The 16,199-nt window shown below is 39.4% G+C and carries 15 protein-coding genes and 1 tRNA gene; 7 read left to right on the top strand and 9 right to left on the bottom strand.

The window, feature by feature from the left end; genetic code table 11:
* The first annotated feature begins 607 nt into the window (after positions 1–607).
* Positions 608–1,381 (top strand): ferredoxin--NADP reductase, encoded by a 774-nt coding sequence (locus tag FHK88_RS01850; protein ID WP_227429075.1) that lies wholly within the window; start codon positions 608–610, stop codon positions 1,379–1,381.
* A gap of 131 nt (positions 1,382–1,512) precedes the next feature.
* A tRNA-Leu gene (locus FHK88_RS01845) sits at positions 1,513–1,599 on the top strand.
* A 109-nt stretch (positions 1,600–1,708) separates the two neighbouring features.
* Here FHK88_RS01845 and FHK88_RS01840 read toward each other — a convergent pair.
* The 3 genes from FHK88_RS01840 to FHK88_RS01830 form a co-directional block, all read right to left on the bottom strand.
* Positions 1,709–2,479, bottom strand: coding sequence for a glucose 1-dehydrogenase (locus tag FHK88_RS01840; protein WP_227429074.1), 771 nt, complete (start codon positions 2,477–2,479; stop codon positions 1,709–1,711).
* A 314-nt stretch (positions 2,480–2,793) separates the two neighbouring features.
* The gene (locus FHK88_RS01835; protein WP_227429073.1) at positions 2,794–3,906 is read right to left on the bottom strand and encodes a hypothetical protein; all 1,113 of its coding nucleotides are present in this window, start codon (positions 3,904–3,906) and stop codon (positions 2,794–2,796) included.
* Between the two features lie 10 nt (positions 3,907–3,916).
* Positions 3,917–6,862: a valine--tRNA ligase gene (locus tag FHK88_RS01830; protein WP_227429072.1), complete on the bottom strand. Its 2,946-nt coding sequence runs from the start codon at positions 6,860–6,862 to the stop codon at positions 3,917–3,919.
* Positions 6,863–6,999: 137 nt separating this feature from the next.
* Between FHK88_RS01830 and FHK88_RS01825 the strand changes: the two genes are divergently transcribed.
* Positions 7,000–7,473 carry a hypothetical protein gene (locus FHK88_RS01825; protein ID WP_227429071.1) on the top strand — a complete coding sequence of 158 codons (474 nt, stop codon included), beginning with the start codon at positions 7,000–7,002 and terminating at the stop codon, positions 7,471–7,473.
* Between the two features lie 29 nt (positions 7,474–7,502).
* Here FHK88_RS01825 and FHK88_RS01820 read toward each other — a convergent pair whose 3' ends face one another.
* The 6 genes from FHK88_RS01820 to FHK88_RS01795 all read right to left on the bottom strand — a co-directional run bounded on the left by FHK88_RS01820 (position 7,503) and on the right by FHK88_RS01795 (position 11,637).
* Entirely contained in the window at positions 7,503–7,772 is a 270-nt protein-coding gene (locus FHK88_RS01820) for a hypothetical protein (RefSeq protein ID WP_227429070.1), read from the bottom strand.
* An 82-nt stretch (positions 7,773–7,854) separates the two neighbouring features.
* The gene (locus tag FHK88_RS01815) at positions 7,855–8,352 is read right to left on the bottom strand and encodes a YbjQ family protein (protein ID WP_227429069.1); all 498 of its coding nucleotides are present in this window, start codon (positions 8,350–8,352) and stop codon (positions 7,855–7,857) included.
* 38 nt (positions 8,353–8,390) lie between these two features.
* Positions 8,391–8,735: a YbjQ family protein gene (locus FHK88_RS01810; protein WP_227429068.1), complete on the bottom strand. Its 345-nt coding sequence runs from the start codon at positions 8,733–8,735 to the stop codon at positions 8,391–8,393.
* A gap of 106 nt (positions 8,736–8,841) precedes the next feature.
* Entirely contained in the window at positions 8,842–9,393 is a 552-nt protein-coding gene (locus tag FHK88_RS01805; protein WP_227429067.1) for a UPF0149 family protein, read from the bottom strand.
* 153 nt (positions 9,394–9,546) lie between these two features.
* Positions 9,547–9,780, bottom strand: a complete 234-nt coding sequence (locus tag FHK88_RS01800) for a PA3496 family putative envelope integrity protein (protein ID WP_227429066.1) — start codon at positions 9,778–9,780, stop codon at positions 9,547–9,549.
* A 393-nt stretch (positions 9,781–10,173) separates the two neighbouring features.
* Positions 10,174–11,637 (bottom strand): hypothetical protein, encoded by a 1,464-nt coding sequence (locus FHK88_RS01795; RefSeq protein ID WP_227429065.1) that lies wholly within the window; start codon positions 11,635–11,637, stop codon positions 10,174–10,176.
* A 438-nt stretch (positions 11,638–12,075) separates the two neighbouring features.
* Between FHK88_RS01795 and serB the strand changes: the two genes are divergently transcribed.
* From serB to bioB, 4 genes are all read left to right on the top strand, one after another.
* Positions 12,076–13,347: a phosphoserine phosphatase SerB gene (gene serB / locus FHK88_RS01790; protein WP_227429064.1), complete on the top strand. Its 1,272-nt coding sequence runs from the start codon at positions 12,076–12,078 to the stop codon at positions 13,345–13,347.
* 295 nt (positions 13,348–13,642) lie between these two features.
* Positions 13,643–14,065 (top strand): AciT family ciprofloxacin tolerance protein, encoded by a 423-nt coding sequence (aciT, locus tag FHK88_RS01785; protein ID WP_227429063.1) that lies wholly within the window; start codon positions 13,643–13,645, stop codon positions 14,063–14,065.
* 282 nt (positions 14,066–14,347) lie between these two features.
* Positions 14,348–14,854, top strand: coding sequence for a hypothetical protein (locus FHK88_RS01780; RefSeq protein ID WP_227429062.1), 507 nt, complete (start codon positions 14,348–14,350; stop codon positions 14,852–14,854).
* Between the two features lie 171 nt (positions 14,855–15,025).
* Complete coding sequence (gene bioB / locus FHK88_RS01775) at positions 15,026–16,096, top strand: biotin synthase BioB (protein ID WP_227429196.1); 1,071 nt, start codon at positions 15,026–15,028, stop codon at positions 16,094–16,096.
* The last annotated feature ends 103 nt before the right edge of the window (positions 16,097–16,199 follow it).

Here is a 16,199-nt window from a genome sequence, read left to right as displayed (position 1 = left end):
TAATCCTAATTTTAAAATGAATGGTCATATGACCAAGTAACGCTTACAAATAGCTACTGAACAAAAAATATTAAAACGGAGGATTATAAGTTAATACTACGAGGTAATGATTTGGTGCAGAACTTCTCTTAAGCAGGGGTGCATTATAGGCTTGCTTTATTAATAACGCAAGGATTATTTTAAAATAATTTTAAATACGTTTAGATTTTCTTAATTTTTATTATTTCTAAGTGTTGTCTAACTGAGTCAGTCTTTTCTCTTTTATGGCATTTACTGACAGCGTTATTCCATTTTATCATGCAAAATACACGTATTTTTATCAGCAAAGGCATTATGATATGCATAAATTTGCTATGATAGAATAAGTTTAATTGGGGGTATTGATTATTTACTGCATCGCTGTACTTACTTGGGCTAACGTTATCTTTTGCTTTCATGTAAAATTAGCTGAACTTTCCAGTAAATATAAACACTCAACAAACGCCACATATATCAGGCGTAATTTTACAATACCATTATAAAAGCTCTATTTACTGAGCAGACTCAATCAGGACTAGGTATTATTCAACTTCCAAATCTTTATTGATAACTAATATAGAGGCAAAATATGTCAAAATTTCACACTGAGACAGTGACTCATGTACATCACTGGAATGACTCACTCTTTACTATCAAAACAACGCGTGATGCTGGGCTACGCTTCCGTAATGGCGAGTTTGCTATGATTGGGATTATGGTCGATGGCAAGCCGTTAATGCGGGCATATTCGATTGCCAGCCCTAATTATGAAGAACATTTGGAGTTTTACTCAATCAAAGTACAAAATGGCCCATTAACCTCTCGCCTACAACATATCAAAGTTGGCGAAGAATTATTGGTCAGTAAAAAGCCCACAGGTACACTGGTACTTGACGATTTACTACCCGCCAAAAACCTATATATGCTCGCCACAGGCACAGGACTTGCTCCATTTTTATCATTGGCTCGCGACCCAGAAGTGTATGAAAAATTTGAAAAAATTGTGTTGGTACACTGTGTCCGCCGAGTCAATGACTTAGCATATAAAGATATGTTCGAAAATGAACTACCCAATGATGAAATCTTTGGTGAGTGGTACAAAGAGAAGTTTATTTATTATCCAACCGTCACTCGTGAAGAGTTTAAAAATCAAGGACGAATCACAGATTTATTGACCTCAGGCAAGCTATTTGAAGATATTGGTCTGCCTCCTATCAGTAAAGAAAATGACCGTGCTATGCTGTGCGGTAGTATGGCGTTTAATACCGATGTGTCTAAAATTTTGGATGACTTTGGATTGGAAGTTTCACCACGTATGGGTGTACCTGCTGACTATGTGGTTGAGCGTGCGTTTGTGGGTTAGAATTTTATATTAACCACCCAGCTAAGTAGCAGATTCGCAGAAAATCACTTGACGACTGTGGGAATATTGCTATAATAGCCAGCCTACATACTAATACTATCTGTATTTGATAGTAATCAGTGACCCTACATGCCAGTGTGGTGGAATTGGTAGACACGACGGATTCAAAATCCGTTGCCCTTAAAAGCGTGTCGGTTCGAGTCCGACCACTGGTACCATATAAATAAAGGCTTACAGCAGATTGTAAGCCTTTTTTATTGCCTGTTACATATTAAGTTTATTGGTTTAATGATGATGACATGAAAGGTATGATGGATAATCATCCACCTATGCCAATGTCTGCACACCACCGCCATTTACATATAACACTTGCCCATTGACCCATGATGAAATCGGTGCGGCAAAATACAATACTGCTCCTGCAATGTCTTCAGGCTCACCCAATCGCTTGATGGGTGTACGTGCCAACATGGCTTTTTCAATCTCTGGGGTAAGCACCGTCTCTAGTGCATGCGTCCGAGTCGCTCCCGGTCCAATGGCATTGATACGAATATGAGGGTAATCAAAAGCAAGGTTTGCCCCCATATGCACCACGGCTGCTTTTGAAGAGGCATAACCACTCATACCCGGACTGGTGGTCACTGCTCCCATTGAGGCGATATTAATCACTGAACCACCGCCTGCTTTTTGCATATGTGGTGCACATAACTGTATCATTCGCCATGCGGAATAAACATTAAGCTTAAAGTCTCTTTCGATGTCTGTTACATCAATTTTTTCGGGGACTTCACGTCCACCACCACCACCACCTGCCACGTTGACCAAGATATGCACACCACCTAGCTGTTCAACGGTATCTGCAACGGCTTTAACCATTTCTTCATCTTTTAAGATATTGCAAGATACTGCAATGGCTTTGCGTCCCATATCACGGATTTGTTGAGCAACTTTTTCTGCATCATCCATATCTAAGTCACCAATGGCAACATCTGCCCCTGCTTGGGCTAACATCAAAGCACTGGCTTTGCCGATTCCATTTGCTCCACCCGTAACAATGGCAACTTTATTGGATAAATTCCATAATTCTTGTATATTCATATGATTTTCCTTTTAATAGAGTGTTTTAGTTGTATTTGCTTATTTAACTATAGATAATCTAATGATAAGTTACAAGTTGAGATAACAAATATAATCTTACCAATCAATTTTATCCAGCTCATCTAACCATGTAGATTTTGGGCAGGATTTCTGGGCAAACTTTTTGAATATTGGCTAAATCATTGTTACTTATTAGTCTTGACTGTTAAACCAAGCATTTGACTTGGTTATCTTTGAAATAGCATTGGCCCTGTTCAATGATTTGTGGTTCAAAATAGAATTCAAAGGTGGACGGTTCAAATAATTTAAATCTTCTATTCTAAAATCAAAAACATTCCGAAAGTAAATACAGATAAAAATAATACTATTATAAATATAATAAAACTAATATTTTTATTTCCATAAATGACTGCTAATTTACCATATGAATAAAGACTGACCAATATTAATAAGGTGATTAAGATAAACTTAAAAGGTATCCATAGCCACTGTAGAACTTCGAGAAATATAGAATTACTATATATAATATCTTTAGAATTCATTTTGTCGAAGAATAATACTGCTAAACCCATCTCGCCCATATGCTGAGCCAATACCTGTTCTATACTATCATCTTTTAAATCAAAGCTGTTATTTTCTAGATTGCTAATTAGCTCTGAAAAATAATTAGATTTTAAAAAAATATACACTGCTAATAGAAACACACATAAGCTCCAAATAGTAGAGTAAAAATATACTGGATTACTCTTAATCATAATTGATATTTTATTAAATACAAATATCAAATCATTTGGAATACTACTTGATATTAAACCTATTAGAATCCATAAACTACCTATAAAAGTAATTCTTATCCCTCCCATTGCATGATTTTCAACTTCCTCTTCCAATTTCTTAACTGATATTTTTGTATCCTTAACCTCATCATAAATATTATTGTTTGTTTTTACAATAAAAGACTTTAATTCATCTCGCAACTCATTTAGTTTACAGTCATTTTTTTTAACATAATCAATTAATACTTTAACATTGCTTTCAATATCTTTATTATCATCCCAGTGAGGTGGAATAGAAAGCTCTATATCTAATAATTTAATACTATTTTTAATAGATTCTGGCTCAATATAAAATTCTGAACCATATTTATTTGGTTTCTTTTTCAACCATTCTTTAAATGAGTTAGATAAATCTCTGTTATTAAACTGCTTACGTGTTTGATTAATCTCATAAAAAACACTAAGAATCCCTAAAGCCTGTAAAAATGCACCTAATCTAATTAAGTTCTCTTTGCTATTAGCAAAGAGAACTAGTAGAAATATAGGTAAGAATATTAAAAATAATGAAAGCCAAAAAAATCTTAATTCATAAAATATCCATATGTAGTAGCTTTTAATATAATACTGTATTTTCAAGTTAAACTTATTCATAGTATAAAAACTACAACCCCCTTAACTCCTCCATCTGCTCACTCATTATCTTAAGCTGTCCTTCAAGCTCTGCCAACTTATCACGTTCGGCTTGGACTACCTCGGCAGGGGCTTTGCTAGTAAAGCCTTCATTTGCCAATTTACGGCTGATAGCATCGGCTTGCTTTTGTAGTTTTTCTTGGGCTTTGCTTAGGCGAGCCAGTTCGGCGGTGGGGTCAATTAAGCCTTTCATCGGTACTAAAATTCGTAGCTGACCAACCATACTTGATGACGATAACGGTACGTTCTCACCTTCGGCAACGATGGTTAAACTATCCACTTTTGCTAGGGCTTTAAATTGGTTTTCAATACGGTTTAGGCTGTCGCTTTGCTCACTGCTGATATTTTGTAGCAGGACAGGCAGACGAATGGCATTACCCAATTTCATCTCCCCACGAATGTTACGCACGCCAGCAATCAGCTCTTGCAACCATGCCATATCCGCCTCAACTTGTGGGCTAATTTGCCCTTCATTAACTTGTGGGAATGGGGCAGTCACAATGCTGTCGCAAGTTTTGGCATTCAGTAATGGAGCGATGGTTTGCCAGATTTGTTCGGTTAAAAATGGCATGATTGGGTGGGCAAATCGCAATGCCGTTTCTAATACGTGTAGCAACACATAACGGATTTGGGCTTTTCGTTCCTCACTCACCGAGTCATCATTCAGGCTGGCTTTGGCAAGCTCGACATACCAGTCGCAATATTCATTCCAGATAAACTCATAAATATCTTGGCTGACCATATCTAAGCGATATTGGGCAAAGTGTTTGTGAATATTGGCAATGGTCGAATTTAGACGACTGATAATCCACTTTTCGGGCAGTTCCCAAACGTCAGCATTAGCGGTTTGGTCGATGGTTTGAGCATTGCCCTCTTTATCAACGCAATTCATCAACACAAAACGGCTGGCATTCCAGATTTTATTACAAAAATTGCGGTAGCCTTCGACCCGTTTTAGGTCAAAGTTAATGTCCCGACCTGTACTGGCAAGCGAGCAGAAAGTAAAACGCAGGGCGTCCGTACCATAAGCAGGGATACCATCGGGGAACTCTTTGCGGGTTTGTTTGGCGATTTTGTCGGCGTCTTTGGGGTTCATCATGTTACTGGTGCGTTTTTCAACCAACGCCTCAAGGTCAATGCCATCAATGATGTCGATGGGGTCAAGGACGTTACCTTTGGATTTGGACATTTTTTGTCCGTTACCATCACGCACCAAGCCATGCACATAAACGGTTTTAAACGGTACTTGCGGTTTACCGTCTTTATCCTTGATAAAGTGCATGGTCAGCATAATCATACGGGCAACCCAGAAAAATATGATGTCAAAACCCGTGACCAACACGCTGGTTGGGTGAAAGGTTTCTAATACCCGTTTGTCGTCATTTTCGTCCGCCCAACCAAGGGTACTAAATGTCCATAATCCCGAGCTAAACCAAGTATCTAACACGTCATCATCTTGGCGTAGGTTGATATCATCGGCAAGTTGGTATTTTTGGCGAACTTCTGCCTCATCACGAGCAACATACACCTTGCCTTCCTCATCGTACCATGCAGGAATACGGTGTCCCCACCATAGCTGACGGCTGATGCACCAATCTTGTAGGTCAGTCATCCATGCCATATACATATTTTTATATTGAGCAGGTACAAATTCAATGTCACCATTTTCAACCGCCTCAATGGCAGGTTTTGCCAATTCTTCAACCGCTACATACCATTGGTCGGTTAGCCACGGCTCAACAATCACGCCACTACGGTCGCCACGTGGGGCTTTTAGGGCGTAATCTTCAATTTTGTCTAACCAGCCTTCGGCTTTGGCTTGCTCAATCAGTTGCTTACGTGCCTCAAAGCGTTCCACACCAGCATAAGGTTTGCCTGTATGGTCTGTCGGCATAGATTCTAGGGTAGGTTCGCGAGTTTGCAGGTCAGGATATACTTCCATGTCTGCCAAGATATTGCCATAAGCGTCAAGGATATTAATCAGTGGCAATTCGTGACGTTTGCCCATCTCATAATCGTTAAAATCATGGGCAGGGGTGATTTTCACACAACCTGTTCCAAAGTCACTTTCGACATAATCGTCAGCGACAATCGGTACAATACGTCCTGTAATTGGCAAAGTAATGGTTTTACCAACCAAATGAGCGTAACGCTCATCATTAGGATTAACCGCAACGGCGGTATCACCAAGCAAGGTTTCGGGGCGAGTGGTAGCAACCACTAAATAGTTATTGCCCTCTTGGGTGGTCACTTCTTTATCGGTGAAATAGTAACGCACATACCACAATGAGCCTTTTTCATCGTGATTTTCGACTTCTAGGTCAGATAAGGCTGTTTGAAATTTTGGATCCCAATTCACCAAGCGTTTGCCACGATAAATCAAACCGTCCTCATAAAGGCGAACAAACACTTCTTTTACTGCATTGGATAACCCTTCGTCCATGGTAAAACGTTCACGTGACCAATCGACCGATGACCCCAAACGGCGGATTTGTCGGGTGATGTTTCCGCCTGATTCTTCTTTCCATTCCCAAACTTTGTTAATAAAGTCATCACGACTTAGGTCAGTACGTTTGATACCTTCAGCGTTAAGTCGGCGTTCAACCACCATTTGGGTGGCAATACCTGCATGGTCAGTGCCGGGTTGCCAAAGGGTGTTGTCGCCAAGCATACGATGATAGCGAGTCAATGCGTCCATGATGGCATTGTTAAAGCCATGCCCCATGTGCAGGCTACCTGTGACGTTTGGTGGTGGTAAGGCGATAGAAAAGGATTGCTCGCTATCATAGCTGGGCTGAAAATAGCCGTTGGATTCCCAATTTTGATACATACCATTTTCAACTTCGCTGGGGTTGTAGGCATGTTCTAACTGGCTTAGGGCTTGTTGGATAGATTGGGTAAGGGCTTGATTACTCATAATTAGTGTCTTATCGTTGGTTAAATGTTGATAGAAAATCAATAAAAAAAGGATAAGACGATTTTAACGCAGATAAGGAAATTTTGTTAGGTGCTTTGTTATACTTAACCTCTATTACCTTATAAATAAACCAAAAAATGCCTGATAAAGTTGCAGATAACTCATCTAAATCTCAATCCCCTGTAAATGTCTCTACCGAATTTGAGGAACAAAGTATTCGTACAACCTCAACCATAATGGGGATTGTTCTTGCTATTACTTTAGCTTTATTTGCCATATTGTTGTCTTATGAGATTTATCAGGCGATGGGAACAGAACACCAAGGCTTTGCAGTCTTTTTTGGCGTACCGCTTAATATCGTGTTATATATCTTGGTTTATAAAAGCCTGCAAGTAGGCACAGGGGAGATTGTTAAAGATAAAGATGGTAATGAGGAGTTTATCATTGGCAAATCATCTGTATTGCCTGCTTGGCTGAAGATTCCATTAAAAGTTATTGCGACCATAATTTTTGGATTTGCTCTATATATTGGAGTGACAAGCGCTAGTATCTATTTAATATTTACCAGTTTGATACTATTGCTTTGGACACATTATGACTATTTGAAATAATGACTAAGCACACAACAAAGCAATAAGACTCAATCCCCTCCACCATCTCCGCCGTCACCCCCATCTCCACCAAAAAAACTGTCAAAAAATCCACCGCTCGATTCGCCAGTATCGCTATAACCTCCGATACCGCCACTATCAGTACCACCGCCACTTGCCCCTTCATTAAGCCAAATCAATAACTTAATGACAAAATAAATAAGCATCAATCCTGCAATAACTTTTAAGATAAACATAAATGACTCACTGCCAATGGTATGGCTGTAGCATAGTTTTATGAGTTGACGGTTTGATGACAAAATAGATTCAATGAGGATAGAACAAATATTAGGGAGCAATATAGAGTAAAAATATATTGGTACTTTTTATGATTATCACAACTTATGATTGTCGCAATGGTGGCGGTACTTTTGGATTATTCACGGTATAAACGGCTGTGCCATAAGCAATGGCTTCGACCATACTGCCAAGCTGATTGATATTAGTGACCTCTAAGCGCACACCATAGATTTGGTTATAGCCCTGATATTGTGCTTGTAGCTTCATACGCACTACCGCTTCACGTCTGGCTCTATCAAGCAGGCTTTCATAAGTAGTAAGGTTTTTGCCAAATAGATTTAGGATTTGAGCGATAATCATTTTAAAATAATCTTGAGCAATGACCACACTACCAATGACCAGCTCACCTTGAGAGTTATTAGCAAGCTCTGGCTTATAAAAGCGTTCGTTAGAGATGATGATATGCCCGAGTGTTTTTTCGGTTTGCTCAAGATCTGCCAAATGACTATGCTCATGCCTACGACCAAAAAACCAGCCCACGGCAAATAAGATAATAAATAGCCAGTTATTTAAAATAAAATGTAATAGCCACTCTAGCATCAGTACGTCCTTATATTCTATATAGTGTACTTATGACGTTAGGGTTGTAAATGATTGGCAGTGTGGTTTGGTACAGCTTTGACAGCAGTACCATAAACAAAAAGCTCTGATGCTCCCTGTGCAATGCTTGAGGTAGAAAAACGGATACCAACAATCGCATCTGCTCCCATGGTTTGAGCTTTGGCAATCATACGGTCGATGGCTTCTTGTCGGGATTCTTCTAATAGCTCTGTATAGGAGGTCAACTCACCACCAACAATATTTTTTAATCCTGCAAAAATATCTTTACCCACATGTTTGGAACGCACTGTACTACCATAGACAACATCTAGACGCTCGGTGATGGTGTAGTTAGGTAAATGCTCAAGGTTGGATAGTTGCATACAATGACCACCATTTAATTAATCAGAAGTTAACACAAGATACAGATATACTAAGGTCTATTAAAAGTACTTATATATTTAATAGATGCCTATATATGATTATGATTTAGTCTGTTGTATTAAATAGCAAAAACAACTCAGTCAAGTTGCCTTCAATACTGTTTGCCATCTGTGCTAGGGCATCTTCATCAGCGCGGATTTCTGCAAGGTCTTCATCTTCCTCACTACCATCAGCCATATCAATGCCACTAAACACCATCATTGGTAAGGTCAACATTGCCACATCTTCACTGGTGTCTTCATCAGAAAACCAGTCAATGCTCTCATCACCATACATGGCATCAATAAACCCTACTGACCATGCTGATAACTCTGATTCTGGTGAAAAATCCATTTCATCATTGTCAGTAACACTAAGAGGCAATTCAATGCTACTTTCATCTTTTAAGTCCATCAATAGACTTGCTTGCCAGCGTTGTAGTGCTTCTTTGATTTCATCAGCAATACGGTCATCTTGCTCTTCAAAGTATAACGATAACCAATTCGGCAAAGGCTTACCCACCACTGTGGCGGTCAAAAACCCATGGGTAGCAATGCTATCTAATCCAAACTCATTTGCCTCTGAGTCCAAATATTGTATTAACTCATCGTGGGTCATAGTTATCCTTATACCTTTACAAAATTATTTATCGCGAGGACAATTTTTATTTAGCCAGCACTTTCTGGCTACCTTTAGATGCTGTACTTAGTGACTCTTTGCTCAGTCATTTTTCTAAACAGCATGACAAACTTTTGTCTTATTTACCCTAAGTTAGAAGTCATCATCAAAATCGTCATCGTCAAAATCATCTAAATCATCATCGAAGCCATCTTTTAGCTCTCGCTCTAGTCTTTTTTCTTCTAATAAGTTGTCAATCAGTCGTCTTTTTTCAAGACTACTGCTACGTGAACGTGCCGTATTCTCTGCCTCATCAGCTAGCTTGACCGCTTCATCATCATCAAAGCCATCATCATCAAAATCATCATCTAAATCTGGGTCACTCATCGCATGCTCCTAATTTATTTACAGGGTCAATTGGGGGTCAAATAATACACGATTTTTTAGAAGACAAACAGTCATACAAGCCTGTTTTCACCCACTCTATATATGATATATACTAAAGTATCCATACAGATATAGCTTCTCTATAGCTGTCATATACTCTTGTTTATATACTATGGGGGCTATTAAGCTCTCCCCCATTAAATTGGCATTTAAAAGGGTTATAACTATATTTTACTTTTATGTAAAAATTGGCTAAATTTATAGCCAATGAAAACCGTCTTTCCTGACTGTCTTATAAAATTTCCACTCACTTTTGTCAATATGTTTTAGCTATTTTTTCCATGCTCTCAGTATTCACTGACTGATGATGCACTCAGCTCAGGCAATATCTTGCTAGTCTTCAGATAACAAAACTGCATCACGCATACTCACTAAGCGCTGTACCATTGTCTCACTGACGCCACTGACAAAAGCACATTCACGCTCATATACTGTCATTGGCTTAGGTAAATTCCGCAGCTGTATATGTTGGCTTAATTGTTTTAACCCACTCATCGGTAATAAGGTTAATACTTCATTATCACGGCACAGTTTGTCAACCATCTGACTCATTGGGCTTTGGTTATTATCATCACTCACACCAACTTTGATATTTGCTGCAAAGCGTTGTAACTCATGATGCTTAACAACAATAATCTCATTTAGCATGACATATAGCTGCGCCAAAGTAACCGCAGCCAACGCTACTTTAGCATGGCTATTTTTAGTTTGCAGCACAACTTCTGCACCCTGTGCATCAAACATTGGTTGATTAACCAATATCACACCATGAAAGATGGGTTGCTTTAAAACTTCACTAATCCCTTGGTTTAAAAGCTGTGTACATAGTGTAAAGTAAGGTACATATTGCTCTGGTGCAAGCTTACCAATCAAGTTGTACTTATCAGAAAAGCTAATTTTTATGGTCGCTACATCCATACTATCTGCTACCTCTGCTTTTCGAGGTGCTGGTTTGCTAGTGTGTGCTGTTGCTTCAGTTGCCACTTTTGCACGCTCATCTGGCTCATTATCTGCTACTTGAGATGATACCGATGCTTCCTGACGTTGCGACTGCATATAGCTATTAAGCTGCTGATGTACATTTTTTGGCATTTGTGCAGATGGAGCAGGGCTATCTGGCAGCGGACTTTGTGCTGATGCACCTGCACCTTTTATTAATGTATTAACGATAGACTCTTCATTTTGTGATGTCTGCACTGGTTCATCACTATCACTTTCACCATCTCTATCATCACGACGTGTCCGTAATTTTTGAGTCGGTTGCTGTGCAAAATAATGCTCTTGAATTTCTCGGCTCAATGCTGCCAGTTGAGCTTTGGTTGGGCGAGCCACGTAACCATAAAGCAGCCAAATGAGAAGATAAATGATGAGTGAGCCTAGCAAGAATACCCACTGTGAGGCGATAATTTCACCTTTACTTGTCTCAGCTAATATCAAGGTAATACTACCCAATTCATTACCTTCAGAAGAGATCACCTGCTCTACTTTATCGCCCTGTTGTAGTGGTGCTGTACCTGTTTGTACCAATACATTGCCATCTGCATCTCGAATAACCAGCTTAGCCACATCATCATCTGTAGTATAGCGTGCGCTAATCACACTCAGGCTAACACGATCTTGGCTTAATAAAGGCAGTTTGGTCTCATCTATGATTTGCGAAATCATATGCTCACCAGACTGCATCCGCTCTTGATGGATTTGGCGCTCTGTACTGACGACCAGTAGTAACGTCTGTATACAAAAGCTAATAAAAATGATAATGGCAAACAAGCCTTGCCGCGGCGCTAAATAAATCATGTTGTGTTAAACTTCTGGTCAATGGATACAAAAAAGCACCGTACTGTCATCAAATAATATAAATAAACTGACAAGAGGGCTAAGAGTTGCTCATAGTCAGTTTATCATAGTCTGCACAATAATCGGTGCAGTCTATGGTTATGGCGAAATAGTGGTGAAAATAAGATACATCAGTCGGCTTTAGATAGGTAGCTTGACGCTATTTATACAAAGCTGGCTTTGCAATTTATCTAACTGGATTCATATTATATAAAAATAGGCTTCTAGCGTGTGTATTTTGCCATATTATTTTATGCAATTTTTTTACCTAGAAATACCTAATAGTAAAAAGTCCAATAAAAAAGAAAGTTGTGATAATTTCTAAAATTTGCCACAGCATACGTTATACTTTTATAACGTCACCTAGTTTGCAATTTATAGCTCAAAGGATACATAATCATGGCAACAAATACTTCTATTAATAATATTTCAATCACTGCGACAACGCAAAGCTTCTCGAATAATGCAACTACAAACTCAGATGTTGCCAAGTTACAGTTGCCCCACCTCGATTGCTGGCATCGCGCTCTTGAGCAAGCCAAAGACTTATTACCAGATGTTGCTGATATCACCAATGCCAGTAACTTAGATCCTCTTCCCATTTTTGCACTTATTGTAGTTGCCCAAACCAATGCACTACCTGACACCCCAGTTAAAACAGGCAATACACCAACAACCGGCGCACTAGACGATCATATTAAGGAATGGGCAGACAATCAGCCATCATGGCGTGTTATTCCTGTTGCAACAGCAGATTCATTCAATACCGATGCACAGCTAATCGAGCCTCTAACGGATGTACAAGTTTATCGTTATGTATTGCTTCCTGCACAATCTGAATCCATCACTGCCGAGAAAAAAACAGCCGCTGCACATATTCTGGATGAACAACTAACTGCTCATTTACGTCAGTTTATTGAAACATTACCAATCACAGAAGACATGGGAGGAGATGCCGCCATAGACTGTCATATTGTCTCTGTTGCGCAGATGCTACGCCCACACCGTTTAGCTTGTTTTGATATGGACTCGACACTGATTCAACAAGAAGTCATTGTAGAGATGGCAAAAGTGGCAGGGATTGGTGAGCAAGTCAATGAAATCACAGAGTCTGCGATGCGCGGTGAGATTAACTTTGATGAGTCATTTATCCAACGGGTTGCCTTATTGCAAGGTCTGTCTACAGATGTGTTAGAAGATGTCTTTCAAAGCCTGAGTTTATCAACAGGCGCACGCACAACCATCGCTACATTAAAAGCTCTTGGCTACCATACTGTACTACTTTCTGGGGGTTTTACTTATTTTGCTGAGCGTATTGCTCAACTCTTAGGTATTGATGAGGTTCACTCTAATATCTTGGATATTGTTGAAGGTGAAGTCAGTGGTAATGTAAATTTACCCATTGTTAATGCAGAACGTAAAGCACAATTAGTACAAAAGATTGCCACGCATCATCATATTTCTGAGTCTGAAATCGTCTGTGTTGGTGATGGTGCTAATGACTTGCTGATGATGGAACATGCAGATTTAGGGGTTGCCTACCATGCAAAACCAATTGTCCGAGCACGTGCTGATGCAGCTATCAATGCGACTGGGCTTGAGGGTGTACTATATATTTTAGGCTATGATACGACTGTTTTTAGCGCCGCTACTGCTTCAGCTACCTCATAACTGTGTCATAAAATATTCATAATTTTATCACCGACATTGCCATGTTCAGCAATCCTTGAGGACTCATGGCGCTATCAGACTGCGACAACAATAATAAAAAACTATACGTCAACTGTTGTCGCAAAACTGCATTTTCTGTCTTTTTATTTTCAAAAAAGCATCGCATAATGATAACCAATCCAATGCAAAAACTAACTCTTTAGTGTGGTTTTATACTTTTTCCTTATGTTAGTTTTTTATATTAGTTTTTGCATTGTACCTTTCAAAGACTGTTAACAGTTAAGAGGTTATCATCATGGTTATCGCAATGAACACAGCATGGCTATCCACAACATCATCATGGTCAATTTTAGGTTATGCCTTATTGACTATTGGTATTCTGGCTACTCTTATCTCATCCCATCGCTATTTACTGGGGTATCTAATAGCTGGCATGCTTTATGGACTGCTTGTCAACCAGATACATACTTTTATTCTGTATATATTACCATTAGATAACTGGCAAGCTTATGTCTGCGCACTAGCCATCACATGGATTCCTCTTGCCATCTGGTCACTGTATAAAATCAGCCAAACTGATGTTAGCAACACTTCAGAAAGCAGTCTCGATACACAGTCATCTTTAGAGTCTGATAGCTATATCGAACATACCCCTATTTATAAGAAGTACCAACCTCGTTTTCATAATACAGAACAATTTCATCCAAAATATAAATAGTCCTCCTCTGATTATTTTTTGGATTAGTAATAATTTTTAAGTTTACAACAGTTCACTGGTTTGATACATTAATGCTTGCGATAACTTATCAAATTCTTATTAATATTAATTTGTATAAGAAATGAGAGGTAACAAGAGAGTTGCCCAAAAAGCCTACACTAAAAATATACTACCTAGAAAAGACAAGTCTTGGGCTTGTCTTTTTTCATACATTTACACTACCATTGTAAAAGTCTGTATGTGATACCATAATGACTATAAATCCCAAAAATGGACAATATTATGTTTACGATTCCTGTATTAAATGTTAAAGCAGACCCTTTAGACGCCTTATTAGCAGCGATTGGCTATCGTCTATCTATGCTGGCAGATAGCAATAACAAAGAGTTCACAGAACTGCTTGTAGATCGTGACGTCACCATTCAGATTGGTAGTGAAGCAGCTGGTGTGGCACGTTACTACCATTTTAATAATGGCAAGTTTAGCCAGCATGCAGGCAAAGCTGAATCTCCAAGTCTTAGTATTGACTTTCAAGACTCAGCAACAGGCGTTAAGCTTCTAACAGGTGGTGATGTTGCTGCGTTTATGACCGCCATCCAAGAAGGTAAACTGAGTATGGAAGGTGACTATAGCCTGCTAATGTGGTTTAACAAACTGGCAAAACATATTGTCCCAGAAGTACCAGAAGAGCTAAAACCCTACATCCAGCAAGCCAAGCCTTATGTATATCAGGCTCAGCAGTTTGCCAAACACTGGATTGGTGTCGCCAAACATAAACTGGGTAAATAACCATCCACAAAAACCTGTATTCTGGTCTCTATCTCAAACTATACGAGGTTATGATAGAGCTGTACTCATATAGTACATATTTAATATACTGATACCTTATCATGCCAATAAACATCGCCAAGATACCTAAAGGACGAGGCTAGTATGAGCGATTATATAGACGATATAGCAATGAAATACGGCTCAGCATCTATTGAACAATCAATAGATGCGACACACTCACTAAAAAAAATAAGCCGTGAGGATATTGCTTACTTATTTGATATGCCTTTGATGGACCTGTTGCTTCAAGCTCAGCAGGTACACCGCCAGCACTTTAATGCCAATGAAGTCCAAGTGAGTACCCTCCTATCTATCAAAACAGGTAACTGTCCAGAAGACTGTGGCTACTGCTCACAATCTGGACATCATCGTAAAAAAACTGGTCTACAAGCCGAAAAACGTCTACAGATAGAAAAAGTCATCGCGGCTGCCAAACGTGCCAAAGCATCTGGCTCATCACGGTTTTGTATGGGGGCAGCATGGAAGCACCCCAGCGCTAAAGACATGCCCTATGTCACTGAGCTGATTCGTGAAGTCAAGGCATTGGGGCTAGAAACTTGTATGACGCTAGGTATGCTCAAGCCCGAGCAGGCGACGCAACTTGCAGAAGCAGGTCTTGACTACTATAACCACAACCTCGATACTTCTCGTAACTATTACGACAGTGTCACCAGCACCCGAACCTATGATGACAGATTAGATACCATTGCTCATGTTCGCCAAGCAGGTATTAATGTCTGTAGTGGCAGTATTGTCGGTATGGGTGAGAGCCGTGAAGACCGTATTGACTGGATATATGAACTGGTCAAAATGCCTATTCCCCCTGAGTCTATTCCCGTTAACTTACTGGTTCCTATCAAAGGCACACCACTGGGTGATAAAGTCCTAGAAGAGGGGCAACTGTCTGTCATTGAATGGATTCGCACCATTGCAGTCACTCGTATCTGCTGTCCACAAAGTTATGTGCGCTTATCAGCAGGACGTGAGAGCTTATCTGATGCTGAGCAAGCACTTGCCTTTATGGCTGGAGCAAACTCATTCTTTTATGGTGACAAACTACTGACTACCAACAATGCCAGCCAATCTAATGATGACCGTCTGATGCGTATCTTAGGGCTAACCGCACAAGTTGCCAAACCAAAACAAATTCCTGTTATTGATGCAACCACTGGACATACCAGCGCATTAGAGCTGACGTAAAACTGAGCTTGCATTTTTAGAGAATTAGAAACTGAAAAAAATGAGAGACTTGAGAGAAACAGTCCCTTACTATTTCAGTAGATATCTATCAAGTATAATAGAC

The organism is Psychrobacter sp. I-STPA6b (genome assembly GCF_020662265.1).
Taxonomy (GTDB): Bacteria; Pseudomonadota; Gammaproteobacteria; order Pseudomonadales; family Moraxellaceae; genus Psychrobacter.
Note: the sequence above shows the minus strand (reverse complement) of the source record. Positions and strands in the feature narration are given on the sequence as shown.

Coding starts and splice junctions, on each gene's coding strand:
- FHK88_RS01780 (WP_227429062.1), top strand. CDS start 14,348: ATGTTTACGATTCCTGTATTAAATGTTAAAGCAGACCCTTTAGACGCC.
- FHK88_RS01810 (WP_227429068.1), bottom strand. CDS start 8,735: ATGCAACTATCCAACCTTGAGCATTTACCTAACTACACCATCACCGAG.
- FHK88_RS01805 (WP_227429067.1), bottom strand. CDS start 9,393: ATGACCCACGATGAGTTAATACAATATTTGGACTCAGAGGCAAATGAG.
- FHK88_RS01830 (WP_227429072.1), bottom strand. CDS start 6,862: ATGAGTAATCAAGCCCTTACCCAATCTATCCAACAAGCCCTAAGCCAG.
- FHK88_RS01850 (WP_227429075.1), top strand. CDS start 608: ATGTCAAAATTTCACACTGAGACAGTGACTCATGTACATCACTGGAAT.
- bioB (WP_227429196.1), top strand. CDS start 15,026: ATGAAATACGGCTCAGCATCTATTGAACAATCAATAGATGCGACACAC.
- FHK88_RS01835 (WP_227429073.1), bottom strand. CDS start 3,906: ATGAATAAGTTTAACTTGAAAATACAGTATTATATTAAAAGCTACTAC.
- FHK88_RS01800 (WP_227429066.1), bottom strand. CDS start 9,780: ATGAGTGACCCAGATTTAGATGATGATTTTGATGATGATGGCTTTGAT.
- FHK88_RS01795 (WP_227429065.1), bottom strand. CDS start 11,637: ATGATTTATTTAGCGCCGCGGCAAGGCTTGTTTGCCATTATCATTTTT.
- FHK88_RS01840 (WP_227429074.1), bottom strand. CDS start 2,479: ATGAATATACAAGAATTATGGAATTTATCCAATAAAGTTGCCATTGTT.
- aciT (WP_227429063.1), top strand. CDS start 13,643: ATGGTTATCGCAATGAACACAGCATGGCTATCCACAACATCATCATGG.
- FHK88_RS01815 (WP_227429069.1), bottom strand. CDS start 8,352: ATGCTAGAGTGGCTATTACATTTTATTTTAAATAACTGGCTATTTATT.
- serB (WP_227429064.1), top strand. CDS start 12,076: ATGGCAACAAATACTTCTATTAATAATATTTCAATCACTGCGACAACG.
- FHK88_RS01825 (WP_227429071.1), top strand. CDS start 7,000: ATGCCTGATAAAGTTGCAGATAACTCATCTAAATCTCAATCCCCTGTA.